Origin of the sequence: Micromonospora sp. CPCC 205558, from assembly GCF_036902955.1 — a bacterium.
Lineage (GTDB): Bacteria > Actinomycetota > Actinomycetes > Mycobacteriales > Micromonosporaceae > Micromonospora.
Window position 1 is genome coordinate 430,239 of record NZ_JBAKHR010000005.1, and the last position, 12,955, is coordinate 443,193.

At 71.8% G+C, this 12,955-nt stretch carries 15 protein-coding genes; 6 read left to right on the forward strand and 9 right to left on the reverse strand.

Annotated elements, in window-relative coordinates:
- Positions 1 to 17: 17 nt before the first annotated feature.
- Together V6U86_RS07045 and V6U86_RS07050 are read left to right on the forward strand one after the other, a co-directional pair.
- Positions 18 to 1,463 carry an alpha-amylase gene (locus V6U86_RS07045; protein WP_334499755.1) on the forward strand — a complete coding sequence of 482 codons (1,446 nt, stop codon included), beginning with the start codon at positions 18 to 20 and terminating at the stop codon, positions 1,461 to 1,463.
- 74 nt (positions 1,464 to 1,537) lie between these two features.
- On the forward strand, positions 1,538 to 2,449 hold the full coding sequence (locus V6U86_RS07050; RefSeq protein ID WP_334499757.1) for a L,D-transpeptidase family protein: 912 nt from the start codon (positions 1,538 to 1,540) through the stop codon (positions 2,447 to 2,449).
- Between the two features lie 16 nt (positions 2,450 to 2,465).
- Here V6U86_RS07050 and V6U86_RS07055 read toward each other — a convergent pair whose 3' ends face one another.
- The 4 genes from V6U86_RS07055 to V6U86_RS07070 are packed head-to-tail and all read right to left on the reverse strand — an operon-like array spanning position 2,466 to position 5,959.
- A complete protein-coding gene (locus tag V6U86_RS07055) occupies positions 2,466 to 3,098 on the reverse strand; it encodes a response regulator transcription factor (RefSeq protein ID WP_334499760.1) in 633 nt (210 codons plus the stop codon).
- Positions 3,095 to 4,225: a sensor histidine kinase gene (locus tag V6U86_RS07060; protein ID WP_334499762.1), complete on the reverse strand. Its 1,131-nt coding sequence runs from the start codon at positions 4,223 to 4,225 to the stop codon at positions 3,095 to 3,097. Before V6U86_RS07060 ends, V6U86_RS07055 begins: the two co-directional genes overlap by 4 nt.
- Positions 4,226 to 4,251: 26 nt before the next feature.
- A complete protein-coding gene (locus V6U86_RS07065) occupies positions 4,252 to 5,058 on the reverse strand; it encodes an ABC transporter permease (protein ID WP_334499765.1) in 807 nt (268 codons plus the stop codon).
- A gap of 1 nt (position 5,059) precedes the next feature.
- Positions 5,060 to 5,959, reverse strand: a complete 900-nt coding sequence (locus V6U86_RS07070) for an ABC transporter ATP-binding protein (RefSeq protein WP_334499767.1) — start codon at positions 5,957 to 5,959, stop codon at positions 5,060 to 5,062.
- Positions 5,960 to 6,243: 284 nt separating this feature from the next.
- Between V6U86_RS07070 and V6U86_RS07075 the strand changes: the two genes are divergently transcribed.
- Complete coding sequence (locus V6U86_RS07075) at positions 6,244 to 7,098, forward strand: alpha/beta hydrolase (RefSeq protein ID WP_334499769.1); 855 nt, start codon at positions 6,244 to 6,246, stop codon at positions 7,096 to 7,098.
- Between the two features lie 21 nt (positions 7,099 to 7,119).
- On the opposite strand, the gene V6U86_RS07080 is transcribed toward V6U86_RS07075, so the two are convergent.
- Both V6U86_RS07080 and V6U86_RS07085 read right to left on the reverse strand, forming a co-directional pair.
- The gene (locus tag V6U86_RS07080; RefSeq protein ID WP_334499771.1) at positions 7,120 to 7,533 is read right to left on the reverse strand and encodes a hypothetical protein; all 414 of its coding nucleotides are present in this window, start codon (positions 7,531 to 7,533) and stop codon (positions 7,120 to 7,122) included.
- Positions 7,530 to 7,811 (reverse strand): hypothetical protein, encoded by a 282-nt coding sequence (locus V6U86_RS07085; RefSeq protein WP_139583854.1) that lies wholly within the window; start codon positions 7,809 to 7,811, stop codon positions 7,530 to 7,532. Before V6U86_RS07085 ends, V6U86_RS07080 begins: the two co-directional genes overlap by 4 nt.
- 31 nt (positions 7,812 to 7,842) lie before the next feature.
- Between V6U86_RS07085 and V6U86_RS07090 the strand changes: the two genes are divergently transcribed.
- Both V6U86_RS07090 and V6U86_RS07095 read left to right on the forward strand, forming a co-directional pair.
- Complete coding sequence (locus tag V6U86_RS07090) at positions 7,843 to 8,142, forward strand: hypothetical protein (protein ID WP_334499778.1); 300 nt, start codon at positions 7,843 to 7,845, stop codon at positions 8,140 to 8,142.
- 15 nt (positions 8,143 to 8,157) lie between these two features.
- A complete protein-coding gene (locus V6U86_RS07095) occupies positions 8,158 to 9,306 on the forward strand; it encodes a site-2 protease family protein (protein WP_334499780.1) in 1,149 nt (382 codons plus the stop codon).
- A gap of 92 nt (positions 9,307 to 9,398) precedes the next feature.
- On the opposite strand, the gene V6U86_RS07100 is transcribed toward V6U86_RS07095, so the two are convergent.
- Together V6U86_RS07100 and V6U86_RS07105 are read right to left on the reverse strand one after the other, a co-directional pair.
- Positions 9,399 to 10,676: an FAD-binding protein gene (locus V6U86_RS07100; protein ID WP_334499782.1), complete on the reverse strand. Its 1,278-nt coding sequence runs from the start codon at positions 10,674 to 10,676 to the stop codon at positions 9,399 to 9,401.
- On the reverse strand, positions 10,673 to 11,425 hold the full coding sequence (locus V6U86_RS07105) for a hypothetical protein (protein ID WP_334499784.1): 753 nt from the start codon (positions 11,423 to 11,425) through the stop codon (positions 10,673 to 10,675). The genes V6U86_RS07100 and V6U86_RS07105 overlap by 4 nt, the downstream gene beginning before the upstream one ends.
- Positions 11,426 to 11,544: 119 nt before the next feature.
- Between V6U86_RS07105 and V6U86_RS07110 the strand changes: the two genes are divergently transcribed.
- Positions 11,545 to 11,967: a hypothetical protein gene (locus V6U86_RS07110; protein WP_334499786.1), complete on the forward strand. Its 423-nt coding sequence runs from the start codon at positions 11,545 to 11,547 to the stop codon at positions 11,965 to 11,967.
- A gap of 33 nt (positions 11,968 to 12,000) precedes the next feature.
- Here the strand turns inward: V6U86_RS07110 and V6U86_RS07115 are convergent, their stop codons facing one another.
- On the reverse strand, positions 12,001 to 12,930 hold the full coding sequence (locus V6U86_RS07115) for an LLM class F420-dependent oxidoreductase (RefSeq protein WP_334499788.1): 930 nt from the start codon (positions 12,928 to 12,930) through the stop codon (positions 12,001 to 12,003).
- Between the last annotated feature and the right edge of the window lie 25 nt (positions 12,931 to 12,955).

Sequence of the window (12,955 nt, forward strand, 5' to 3'; positions counted from 1 at the left end):
TCCCGTCAGGAGTCCCCATGCACCGACGTCGGCGCGGCTCGGCGTTCCTCGCCCTCGGCCTGATCGCCAGCCTGCTCGTTCCCACCACCGTGACGGCACCCCCGGCCGTCGCCGCCCCGTCCGGCGGCAAGAAGGTCATCGTCCAGCTCTTCGAGTGGAACTGGCCCTCGGTGGCCAGTGAGTGCCAGAGCACCCTCGGCCCGAAGGGTTACGGCTACGTGCAGGTCTCACCCCCGCAGGAGCACGTGCGGGGCAACCAGTGGTGGCTGGCGTACCAGCCGGTCAGCTATCGGATCGAGTCCCGCAAGGGCACCAGGGCCCAGTTCCAGTCGATGGTGAACACCTGCCACGCGGCCGGGGTAAAGGTGATCGTCGACGCGGTGATCAACCACATGTCCGGTCAGGACAACGGCGGGACCGGCTGGGCCGGCTCCTCCTACTCGCACTACGACTACCCGGGCATCTACCAGACGCAGGACTTCCACCACTGCGGACGCAACGGCGGCGACGACATCGCCAACTACAACGACCGGTACGAGGTGCAGAACTGCGAGCTGGTCAACCTCTCGGACCTGAAGACCGAGTCGGACTACGTCCGTACGAAGATCGCCTCGTACCTCAACGACCTGCTCTCCCTCGGCGTCGACGGTTTCCGGATGGACGCCAGCAAGCACATGCCGGCCGCCGACATCGCCGCCATCAGGGGCAAGCTGTCCCGCTCGGCGTACATCGTGCAGGAAGTCATCCACGGCGCCGGCGAGCCGATCCAGCCGACCGAGTACACCGGCAACGGTGACGTGCACGAGTTCCGCTACGGCAAGGACCTGGCCCGGGTGTTCCGCTCCGAACGGTTGGCGTACCTGCGCAACTTCGGCGAGGGCTGGGGGCACCTGCCCAGCGCTCCGGCCTCGGTGTTCGTCGACAACCACGACACCCAGCGCGACTCCGGCGGGGTGTTGACCTACCACGACCGGGGCATCTACGCCCTGGCGAACGCCTTCATGCTGGCCTGGCCGTACGGCTCCCCCACCGTCATGTCCAGCTACACCTTCAGCAACCGGGACGCCGGGCCACCGTCCGACGGCGCCAACAGGACGCTCAACGCCACCTGCTACTCCGGCTGGGAGTGTGAGCACCGTTGGCCGGTGATCGCCAACATGGTCGGTTTCCGCAACGCCACCGAGGGCGCCGGCGTGGCCAACTGGTACGACAACGGCAACAACCACATCGCGTTCAGCCGCAGCGGCAAGGGCTACCTCACCGTCAACGACGAGGATGCCGCGGTGAACGGACGCTCCTACTACACGGGGTTGCCCGCCGGCCGATACTGCGACGTCATCCACGGCACGTACGCGGGCGGCACGTGCAGCGGACCGGTGATCACGGTGGACGGTAATGGCTGGTTCGCGGCCAACGTGCCGGCGCACGACGCCGTGGCCATCCACATTGGCGCACGAATCTGATTCGGCAGGGCCCCCGGACAGCGGTTTTCGCCGAACCGGGGGCCCCGAAGCATTCGCCACCATAGAGTGGTTTCGTGTCGTTTGACCGAAAGTCTCCGCCCCGCCGTCGCGGCGTCTGGGTGACCGCCGCGATCGGCGTACCCGTGCTGCTGGTGACCGCGCTGCTGGTCGGCCAGGCCCTCACTCCGAGCTCGACGGCCCCCGAGGACCGCAACGTGGTGGTGGCCGACCCGACCCCGAGCAGTGTGGAGCAGAGCCCGGAGGAGTCGATCCCGCCGGCCGCGCCCGCCCCGGACGGGCTGCCGGTGGTCGACTACGACCCCGCGCCCGGAGGGTTCCCCGCCGATCCGGCCAGCAAGGACGTCACGCCGCTGACCGAGGGCGCGCACCCGACCAGACGGATCGCCGCGTACGACGCGCCCAGTGGTCGTCCCCGCGCCTTCCTCGAACCGACGATCCGCGGTGTCGAGCTGACCATGCCGATCGCCCAGCGGCGTGTCGGCTGGACCGCCGTCCTGCTGCCCTCGGCCAACCGACGGCTCGCCTGGCTGCCTCCCGGCGGGTTCGAGACGGTGCCGCTGCGCGACCAGATCGTGGTGGAACGCAAGGTCCACCGGCTCACCTGGTACCGGGCCGGCAAGGCGGTGCGCTCCTGGGAGGTCACCCTCGGCCAGTCCGGCCAGGAGACTCCACTCGGGCGGACCTTCGTCCTGGGCCGCACCCCACCGCCGGAGGCGGTCTACGGCGGGGTGGACATCTACGCCCTCGGTTCGGTGCCCGACGACCCGGAGTCGGTGCCCGCCGGGCTGCGCGGCGCGCACATCGGGGTGCACACCTGGCACAACGACGACGATCTGGGCGAGAACACCACCAACGGCTGCATCCGGCTGACCCGCTCCGGCCAGCGCGAACTGCTCGCCGAGGTCCGCCCCGGCAGCAGTGTCGTGGTGGTCGACCAACTGGCCGCCCCGCCGCCGACCGCCTGAGCGCCGGCCCACCCGGTCACTCGCCGAGCAGCCAGCCGTTCTGCTCGGCGAGCCGGATCGCGTCGGCCCGGTTGCGGGCACCGGTCTTGCCGATCGCCGCCGACAGGTGGTTGCGCACCGTCCCCTCGGACAGGTGCAGCGCCCGGGCCAGGTCGGCGACGGTGCCGCCGCTCCGGGCGGTCCGCAGCACCTCGGTCTCCCGCTCGGTCAGTGGGCTCGCGCCGGTGGCCAGGGTCTCCGCGGCCAGCGTCGGGTCGACCACCCGCAGGCCGGCGTGCACCCGGCGGACCGCGTCGGCGAGCTGCCGGGCCGGGGTGTCCTTGACCACGAATCCGCTCGCACCGGCCTCCATCGCCCGACGCAGGTAGCCGGGACGGCCGAAGGTGGTCACCACGAGCACCCGGCAGGTCGGCAGCGCGGCCCGCAACGCCCCGGTGGCGGCGATCCCGTCCAGGCCGGGCATCTCCACGTCCAGCAGGGCCACGTCGGGCGTGGTACGTCGGGCCTCGGGCACCACCTCGTCGCCACGGCCGACCTCGGCGACAACTGTCAGGTCCTCCTCCAGCGAGAGCAGGGCGGCCAGCGCACCCCGGACCAGCGCCTGGTCGTCGGCGAGCAGCAGCCGGATCGGCGTGGGTTCGGCGCTCACCGGGCCTCCTCCGGCGCGTGCACCCGCAGCAGAAAACCGTCGCCCTCCGGCCGCCGACCCACGGTCACCACCGCGTCCAGCCGCCGCGCCCGCTCCCGCAGGCCGACCAGCCCGTGCCCGCTCGGGTCGGGAGTGGACGGCCCACGACCGTCGTCACTGATCTCGACCCGGGCCGGGTGCACCCTGATCACGCAGCACCGCGCCCCGCTGTGCCGGACCACGTTCGTCACCCCTTCCCGGACCGCCCAGCCGAACAACCGGTCCCACTCCTGCGGCAGGTCCGGCACCTCGGTCGACACGTCCGCCGCGATGCCCGCCGCAGCCAGCGCGGAGCGGGCGCCGGCCAACTCCGCGGCGAGACTGACCTCGCGGTACGCCCCGACCGTCTGTCGTACGTCGGCCAGCGCGGTCCGAGCCAACGCCTCCACCTCGGCGATCTCGACGGCGGCCCGCGCCCGGTCGACATCGAGCAGACGCCCGGCCAACTCGGCCTTGATCGCCACCACGGTCAGCGAGTGCCCGAGGATGTCATGCAGGTCGCGGGCCGTGCGGGCCCGCTCCTCGGCGACCGCCAGCCGACCGATCTCCTGCTGGGCGGCCCGAAGTTCGCTGTTGCGCTGGGCCAGCTGGGACACCCCGAACATGGCGAACGAGGCGAGCAGCACCGCGAAGACGATGCCGCTCTCCGCCTCCCACCCCGGCACCAGCCAGGACGTCAGCACTGGGGTCACAGCGCAGAGCACCACGACGGCCAACGCCTCCCACTGCGGCAGCAGGAACACCGCAGCGGCGGCAACGTAGACCAGAGTGGCCAGCCAGTCCCCGCCGGTGCCCGGCAGACTGGCCAGGCCCACCGCGAACAGCAGCACCAGCCCGGCCCGGGCCCGACCGACCGGGATCGGCAGCAGCGACTGACGCAGCTTGCGGGCCCACTGGAACAGCAGCACATAGCCGACGCTGAACACGACCAGGGCCGCCACACCCAGGACCCGCCGCCACGGCGACGGCTGGTGCAGGGCGGCGGCGAGGGGCACGTTGAGGAAGAACAGCCAGACGGCGGCCAGCAGCCAGCCGGTGAACCGCCAGTGGCGGCTCACCGGCCAGGGCTGCCCGGTCGAGAGGTCCATCGGGTTCACGCTAGCGGCCCGGCCGTTCAGACCCGCGCGGTGTCCCGGCGGAACAGCCGGGCCGCGCCGACGCCGAAGACCAGCGCCCAGACGACGAGGTTGACCACCGCCGCCATGCTCACCCCGTCACCGGTGAGGGGGGCGCGAGCCAGCACCCCCATGCCGTACACCGGGGTGAACTTCGCGACCTGCTGGAGCACGTCCGGCAGCACCTCGACCGGGACGAACAGCCCGCCGAACATGGCCAGCACCGCCAGGACCGGGCCGATGATCTGCATGACGTTCTCGGCCGGCGCCAGGTAGCCGATGAAGAGACCGAACGCGGCGAAGACCAGCGAGCCGATCCAGGCGGCGAGCCCGGACAGCAACCAGACGTACGCCGGGACGCGGACGCCGGCCACGGCACCCACCAGGAACTCGACGACGACCGCGAGCAGACCGAGGCTCATCGCGGTGATCAGCTTGGTCGCCACGTACGCCGCCGGGCGTAGCGGGGTGAGCCGCAGCTGCCGGCTCCAGCCCAGCGCCCGCTCGGTGGCCACCGCGCCGCCGACACTGGTCGTCGCCACCATCGCCGCGTACACGGCCAGGCTGATCATGACGTACGCCGTCACCGGCCGGCCGTTGTCCAGCGACTGCCCACCCTGCGGCAGGCCGAAGATGAGGAAGAAGACACCCGGCATGATCAGCGTGAAGGCCAGGGTGCGGCGGTTGCGCAGCACCCGGCGCAGCTCGATGCGCAGGGCGCCCAGGGCGAACCCGCCGAGTGCGGGCAGCCGACGGTCCGGCTCCGTGACGCCGGTGCGGGTGGGGGTGGGGGTGGCGGTGGTCATCTCAGGCTCCGGTCTGCGCGGTGGTCAGGGCGAGGAAGGCGTCCTCGAGGTTGCGCGAGGTGATCTCGACGTCCCGGGCGGCCGTCCGGGTCAGCAGGTGGCGGGCGATCGCGTCCGAGTCACCGGTCCGCACCAGCACGCTGTCGCCGCGCACCTCCACGGCGTCGACGCCGGGCAGCGCGGCGAGCGCGGCCTGGTCGGCGCCGGGCAGGGTGGCCCGCACCGTACGGCCGGCGGCCAGGTTCTTGATCTCGGCGGTGGTGCCGTCGGCGACGATGCGTCCCTGCCGGACCAGCACGATCCGGTCGGCGTACGCGTCCGCCTCGTCCAGGTAGTGGGTGGCGAAGATGACGGTCCGTCCACGCCGGGCGTCACGGCGCAGCGCCTGCCAGAAGTCCCGCCGACCCTCGACGTCCATGCCGGTGGTCGGCTCGTCGAGCACCATCAGGTCCGGGTCGGGCAGCAGGGCCAACGCGAAGCGCAGCCGCTGCTGCTGACCGCCCGAGCAGCGCCCGACCACCCGGCCGGCGATGTCGGTGATGCCGGCCCGCTCCAACACCTCCGCTGCCGGGCGGGTGTGCCGGTAGAAGTGGGCGGTCATCTCGACCGTCTCACCCACGGTGAGGTCCTTGAGCAGCCCACCGGTCTGGAGTACGGCGGCGACCCGGCCTCGGGCCACCGCGTCGTCCGGGGTGCCGCCGAGGACGCGGACGGTGCCCGTGTCCGGACGGGACAACCCGAGCAGCATGTCGATGGTGGTGGTCTTGCCCGCGCCATTCGGGCCGAGGAAGGCCACCACCTCGCCGGGCTGCACCCGGAGGCTCAACCCGTCGACAGCGGTGACCGCGCCGAAGCTCTTGGTGAGGCCGTCCAACTCGACAGCCGGATGCGTACTGGTCATGCCACTGATGCTCCGGCAGCGCGTACCCCGATGCCCGGAGCGGTCGTCACGCCCCGACCGTGACATTTGTCAGGAGACCAGGCGCCACGGAGAGTGACCTCCGCGCGAGCAAACACCGCGACGAGCGTGATGCCTCTGAGTCATCACGATGCCCCTGAGTCATCACACTCACCGCCACGTCCGCCCCTCGAACACGACAGGCCGAGGCGAGCAACCGGCGGAGGAATTCCCGACGCGGCAGCGGGTAACCGCCGCCCCGGATGCCGCGACACCGGGAGGACGCGATGGGTGCCACGCCGCAGGGTCAGGTCGACACGGTCGTGCTGATCCACGGGCTCTGGATGACGCCGCGCAGCTGGGAGGGGTGGGCGCAGCGGTACACCGAGCGCGGCATGCACGTCATCGCCCCCGCCTGGCCCGGGATGGACCGGTCCGTGGAGCAGTTGCGCGACGATCCCACCCCGATCGCTGAGCAGAGCATCGCCACGATCGTGGCGCACTACGACCGGATCATCCGGGCGCTGCCCCGACCACCGATCATCATGGGGCACTCGTTCGGCGGCCTGATCACCCAGATCCTCGTCGACCGGGGCCTCGGCGCCGCCGCGGTCGGAGTGCACCCCGCGCAGGTGAAGGGGGTGCTCAAGGTGCCGCTGAGTCAGCTGCGCTCGGGCTTCCCGATCCTGCGCAGCCCCGCCAACCGCAACAAGGCCGTCCCGTTCACGAAGGACGACTTCGCCTACACCTTCGGCAACGCGATGAGCCGCGAGGACTCCGACCGGGCCTGGCAGCGCTACGCCGTCCCCGGCGCCGGTCGGGTCTACTTCGAGGGGGCATTCGCCAACCTCGACCCGCGCTCGCCGGCCCGGGTCGACGTCGGGCGCGACGACCGGGCGCCGCTGCTGCTGATGGCCGGCGAGGTCGACCACGTGGTGCCGGCGTCGGTGGTGCGCGCCAACGCCGGGCTCTACCAGAAGTCCCGCGCGCTCACCGCGTACGAGCAGTTCCCCGGCCGATCACACTTCACCGTCGGGCAGGACGGCTGGGAGAAGATCGCCGACTACGCGCTGGACTGGGCGCTGCGCGCGGCGGCCCTGCCCCGGGAGGCGACGATCGCCAGTGAAGCCCCGCGCCGCTGACAGGCCGCCAGCTACGCTCGCTCACCTGTCCCAGGTCTGGCTGATATCAAGGATCTCCAGCCCCGGGGGCATCGCCGGCGCCACGATCTTCGGGTCTCGGGTGACCAGATAGCAGCGGTAGAGTGCGGCGGTCGCGACGGCGTGCGCGACATCCAGCGACACGTGTGAACGTGCAGCGATGCGGGCAACCCGTCGGCTCGTGGCCGCGTCATAGACCGCTACCTGGATGTCGCGGTCTTCCGTGAACAACAGGTCAAGCATGGTGGCGGCTGCGGTGCCCGCCAGTTCGAGCTGCGCCTGCCCCAGGCAGAGGGCGGGCACCCACACCTGCTGCTCCGGGTCCTCTTGGGCGAGGGTCAGCATCGCACCAGGTTCGACGCTCGTCCCCGAGGCGTAGGCGAGCAGAGCAGAGGTGTCGAGGACCAGGCCGTTCACGCGGCGGCAGTCCCCTCATCGTCGAACTGACGAAGCCATTCGAGGTTGCGAGCGTGCTGCTCGTCACTGATCGGTGGGAGAGCTGCCAGGCGAGCCCGGGTCCTTTCGACGTCCTCGTCGGTGACCACGTAGCCGAGCTGCGCCCACCGGGCACGGAGACTGTCGGCGCGCATCTTCCTACGGAGGATCCCGGCGATGAAACCGGACGTGTTGCCCTGGGTGCGCTCGACATAAGCGGCCACGTCGTCGGGCAGGCTGATCGTGATGCGGCGAGTCATACTCTGAGCATACCGCCTGCATACTGGCGGAGTGTTCCCAGCTGATCACGCCACGCGGTCACGCGCCGCACCGGCCGCCTCGATCATCGAGGTGCAGGCCGCTGTCGCGTACCGCGTTGACGAGTTCCTCCGGCGGGGCGGCCGACACCGCCCCGGCGAAGATCCGGTACGCCAGCGCGCCGAGGAGAAGACGTCGAGCTGGTGGCCCGGCAGCCGGGTGAGCTGGGTGGTGCGGCCAGCCGGCCGCCGGTCTGCCACTGCGCTCGGCACGGTCGACCGATCACACCAACCGAGCCGCCACCACGTCGACTGGCATGGGCGGGCTGAGTAGGGGTATGGGGCCGGGATGAGGGCCAGTTTCCGGCTTGGCCGGGTCGCGGGGGTGCCGGTCGGCGTCAACTGGAGCGTGCTGGTCATCTTCGCGTTGATCGCGTGGGGGTTGGCCGCGAATCAGTTCCCCCGCTCGTACCCCGATCACTCACCCGTGGCGTACCTGATCGCCGGGCTGGCCGCGGCGGTGGTCTTCTTCGTCGGCCTGCTCGCCCACGAGGTGTCGCACGCGGTGGTGGCCAAGCGCAACGGGTTGCAGGTCGACGGCATCACGCTGTGGCTGTTCGGCGGCGTCGCCGAGTTGCGGGGCGAGCCGCGTGACCCGGGCGCGGAGTTGCGGATAGCGGGCGTCGGCCCACTGGTCAGCCTGCTGATCGGGGCATTCTTCGGTGCCATCGCGGCGCTGCTCGCGCTGGCCGGGCAGGGCGGGCTGCTGTTCGGGGCGGTGGCCTGGCTGGCGGGGATCAACGTGCTGCTGGCCGTCTTCAACGTGCTGCCGGCCGCACCGCTGGACGGTGGCCGGTTGCTACGGGCCGCGGTTTGGAAGGCCACCGGTGACCGGACCCGGGCGTCAGTGGTCGCCGCCCGGGCCGGTTGGGTGCTGGGAGTGCTGCTGATCGGCCTGGGGCTGTGGCAGTTCCTGTCCGGGGTCGGTTTCGGTGGGCTGTGGCTGGCGCTGATCGGCTGGTTCCTGATCGGCGCGGCCGGAATGGAGGAGCGGCAGGCCCGCACCGGCACCGCGCTGCGCGGAATCCGGGTCGGCGAGGTGATGACCCCGCAGCCGCAGACCGCCTCGGCGGAGATGACGGTCGCGGACTTCGTCGACAACTACCTGTTCGCGTACCGGCATTCGGCGCTGCCGCTGACCGAGGACGGCCGGCCGGTCGGCCTGGTCACCGTCGACCGGGTGCGGGGCGTACCGCCCGAGCGGCGGGCATCGACCACGCTGGCCGAGGTGGCCTGCCGCGCCGACCAGTTGGTCCTGGCCCAGCCCGGTGAACAGCTCAACGACCTGCTCCCCCGGCTCACCGAGTGCGCCGACGGCCGAGCCCTCGTGGTATCCGACGACGGCCACCTGACCGGCATAGTCTCCCCCAGCGACATCAGCCGAGCCGTCCAACGCAGCACCCTCCGCACCCCTACCCCCACCCCCACCTCCCGTTGATCATGAAGTTATTGCCACCCGGCGCGGCGTGTCGGCGCAATAACTTCATGATCACCGGGGAGGGGCGGGGTGGGGACCGGGCGGGGAGGGGGTCAGCGGGGGAAGTAGTGGTTCAGGGTTTCGGTTTGGAACTTGTTCTTTGGGTCCAGGTCGGTTAGGAGGGTGGTGAAGTCGGCGTAGCGCGGGTAGCGGGTGGACAGCTCTGCCGGGTCGGTGACGAAGACCTTGCCCCAGTGCGGGCGGGGCGCGAACGGCGTCAGGCGCTCCTCCACCTCGGCCACCACCGGAAGCACCGCCGCGGTGTCGTCGACCCAGGTGAAGTGCAGTACGAAGCTGTCCCGCCGGTAGTTCGGGCTGAGCCACAGCTCGTCGGCCGCCACCGTCCGCAGCTCGGACACCAGCAGCACCGGGGCGATCAGGTCCGCCACGTCGTCCAGAGCGGCGAGCGCGTCCGCCGCCGCCGACCGTGCCACGTGGTACTCGGACTGCAGTTCCTCACCGCTGCTCGGGGTGAAGCCGAACTTGAAGTGCGGCAGCCGCTCATGCCACGGGCCCGGCTCGCCGAGCTGCGGGGTGCAGTTCTCCGTCGGCATCCCGAGCACCGGATGCCGGGGCTGGGCGGCGGCGGTGGTGCCCAGCCAGTCCGCCGACGGGGGGGCCTGGTCCGCCGCCTGCTTACGCCACACCTCGCGCAGCCGGGGCGTACGGAAGTCGGTGAAGACACTCACGCTGTACGCCGAGCCGAGCGCCTCGTCCAGCGCCGCCCGGTCGAGGTCGAGGCGGACGTACTGGCGCAGCGTGAAGGTCGGCACGATGTCCAGGGTGACGCGGGTGACCAGGCCGAGCGCGCCGAGCCCGACCACCATGCCGGCGAACGTGTCCGGGTTGCTGTCGCGGTCGACCCGCAGCAGATCGCCGTCGGCGGTGACCAACTCCAGGCCGGCGACCGCGCTGGCCAGGTTGCCGTGGGTCTGGCCGGAGCCGTGGGTGGCGGTGGCCACCGCGCCGGCCACCGAGATGTGCGGCAGCGAGGCGAGGTTGGCCAGCGCGTACCCCTGGGTGTGCAGCTGTCGGGCGACGTCGCCGTAGCGCAGCGCGCCACTCACGGTGGCCTGCCCCCGCTCGTGGTCCACCTCGACGACCGGGGGCAACCCGGCGAGGCTGACCAGGTCACCGTCGGTGTCGCCGAGGCGGTTGAAGGAGTGCCCGCTGCCCACTGCCCGGATCCGGGGGCTGCCGGCGACGAGCCGGCGCAGGTCGTCGACGGAGGTGGGCCGGTGGAACGCCTTCGCGGCGTACCGCACGTTGCCGGCCCAGTTGCGGCGCGGAACGTCGGTGCTCGACGCGGTGTGCGATCCCTGCGCGGTCATGTGGCGGTCTCCCGATCGGTGGTCTGCTGGTCGGCCAACGCGGCGACGAGGGCGTCCAGAACCGTATCCGCCTGGATCGGGTGGTAGCCACGCTGGGCGATCGGCAGCCCGGCCGCGCTGGCGCGTTCGATCTCCCCCCGGGCCGCCTGGCGGGTCGACGCGTCCCCGGATATCAGGGCGTCCTGGCCGCGTCGGATCAACTGGTCGACCCGGTCCATCTGGTAGCCGCGCAGGCCGACCGGGAGGTCCGGGGCGTCGAAGGCGACGCGACGCAGCGCGAGCAGGTCGACGAAACGACCTCCGGCATAGCGGGTGAGCGCGGCGGACACCTGGTCGGGCTGCTCGCGGACCTGGTCGAGAACGAGCAGCTCGATGGCGGGCCGGCCGTCGAGCGGATGACGGGCGGTCACCGGCTTGGGCGGCACTCCCTGCGCGGGAACCAACAGCAGTCGCGGCGGCTCAGGATGGCCGTCGCGCCGGGGCGGCTCGTCGAGGATCAGCGCGCCGACCTCGGCCCACCGGATGTCCCGGCGCAGGCCGGGCCGCCGGACGGTGAGCCCATCCTCGTGGATGCCGAAGCGAAACGGACGCAACCCGCTGACCAGCGCCACCGCACCGAGGGCGATCGCCCCCACCGCGATGACCGTCCGTAGCACGGCGCCGTCGCTGGGATAGACCAACAAGAGCAACCCGCCGAGTACGCAGACCAGGGCGAGCACACGGGCGCCCCGACTCCGGCGCAGTTCCACGCTCGAACCCCCGTTCATGACCGTGGCGTCGGTCCCCGCATCTTCCGCCAAACCGGGCACCGAGGACACCGGTCGATCGGGCACGGTTGTTCTCGTCATCGTCGGGGAACCCTACGCTCATGAGCAGCTACCGTGATCCGGCCGCACGAGGTGACGTGTTCCCCTCCGAGGAGGAGTTGGACCCGACCGGCACCGGAATCGAGCAGGCCAGCGCACCGCAAGCGGGCGGGTTGCCGAGTCACCCGTCGCCCACACCCGGTCCTCGACCCACTCCGGCGCCCGCGCCCGCCCCGACGCCGGTGCCGGCACCCGGCCCGCCACCGCGCGCCCCCGGCGCGCAGTCGATCGTGACCCGTCACCTGGACGGCTCGGTGGAGGTGGTCACCGACCTCGACGGTGACGGCGTCGCCGACATCGTCCAGATCGATGTGGACGGTGACGGTGTCCCGGACATCACCTACGTCGACAGTGACCGCGACGGGCGGCTGGACACCGTGTTGGGCGACCCGGACGCGGTCGGGAGCGGCGCCCACCGGGCCTGACCGGCGGCGTCGCTCCCCAACCACCCGCCCGGCTCAGAGCTTCGCCATCACCTCGCTGGCGACCAGCTCCAGGTGCTCCAGGTCGCTGAGGTCCAACACCTGGAGGTAGAGCCGCTGACTGCCGATCTCCGCGTACCGGCCGATGGTGTCCAGCACCTCGGCGGGCGTCCCGGCCAGACCGTTGGCCCGCAGCTCGTCCGGGTCGCGGCCGATGGCGGCGGCGCGGCGGGCCACCTCGGCGTCGTCGCGCCCGCAGCAGAGCACCAGCGCGTTGGACCAGACCATCTCGGCCGGGTCACGGCCGATCTCGGCGCAGGCCGCGCGGACCCGGTCGAACTGCGCCGCCGTGTCCGCCGCCGAGGCGAACGGCAGGTTGAACTCGTCGGCGTAGCGGGCGGCCAGCCGAGGGGTGCGCTTCGGGCCCGTCCCGCCGAGCAGGATCGGTGGGCGCGGCTGCTGCACCGGCTTGGGCAGGGCGGGCGAGTTCCGGACCGGGTAGTACTGGCCGTCGTGGTCGAACCGCTCCCCCACCGGCGTGGACCAGAGCCCGGTGATGACGGCGAGCTGCTCCTCCAGCCGGTCGAACCGCTCGGCCAGCGGCGGGAACGGCATGCCGTACGCGCTGTGTTCCTCGCCGTACCAGCCGGTGCCGATGCCCAGCTCCACCCGGCCGCCGCTCATCTGGTCGACCTGCGCCACGGTGATCGCCAGCGGGCCGGGCAGCCGGAAGGTGGCGGCGGTCATCAACGTGCCGAGCCGGATGCGGCTGGTCTCCCGGGCCAGGCCGGCGAGCGTGGTCCACGCGTCGGTGGGGCCGGGTTCGCCGCTCACGTCACCCATCACCAGGTAGTGGTCGGACCGGAAGAACGCGCCGTAGCCAGCGTCCTCTGCGCACCGGGCGACGGCGAGCAACTGGTCGTAGGTGGCACCCTGCTGAGGCTCGGTGAAGATCCGAAGTTCCATGATCCGAGCATAGGGTTCCCCGGTC

Bases quoted from the DNA above. Each gene is read 5' to 3' on its own strand.
- V6U86_RS07100 (WP_334499782.1), bottom strand. From the start codon at position 10,676: ATGACCGCGCAGGGATCGCACACCGCGTCGAGCACCGACGTTCCGCGC.
- V6U86_RS07065 (WP_334499765.1), bottom strand. From the start codon at position 5,058: ATGACCACCGCCACCCCCACCCCCACCCGCACCGGCGTCACGGAGCCG.
- V6U86_RS07045 (WP_334499755.1), top strand. From the start codon at position 18: ATGCACCGACGTCGGCGCGGCTCGGCGTTCCTCGCCCTCGGCCTGATC.
- V6U86_RS07085 (WP_139583854.1), bottom strand. From the start codon at position 7,811: ATGACTCGCCGCATCACGATCAGCCTGCCCGACGACGTGGCCGCTTAT.
- V6U86_RS07060 (WP_334499762.1), bottom strand. From the start codon at position 4,225: ATGGACCTCTCGACCGGGCAGCCCTGGCCGGTGAGCCGCCACTGGCGG.
- V6U86_RS07075 (WP_334499769.1), top strand. From the start codon at position 6,244: ATGGGTGCCACGCCGCAGGGTCAGGTCGACACGGTCGTGCTGATCCAC.
- V6U86_RS07095 (WP_334499780.1), top strand. From the start codon at position 8,158: ATGAGGGCCAGTTTCCGGCTTGGCCGGGTCGCGGGGGTGCCGGTCGGC.
- V6U86_RS07115 (WP_334499788.1), bottom strand. From the start codon at position 12,930: ATGGAACTTCGGATCTTCACCGAGCCTCAGCAGGGTGCCACCTACGAC.
- V6U86_RS07110 (WP_334499786.1), top strand. From the start codon at position 11,545: ATGAGCAGCTACCGTGATCCGGCCGCACGAGGTGACGTGTTCCCCTCC.
- V6U86_RS07070 (WP_334499767.1), bottom strand. From the start codon at position 5,959: ATGACCAGTACGCATCCGGCTGTCGAGTTGGACGGCCTCACCAAGAGC.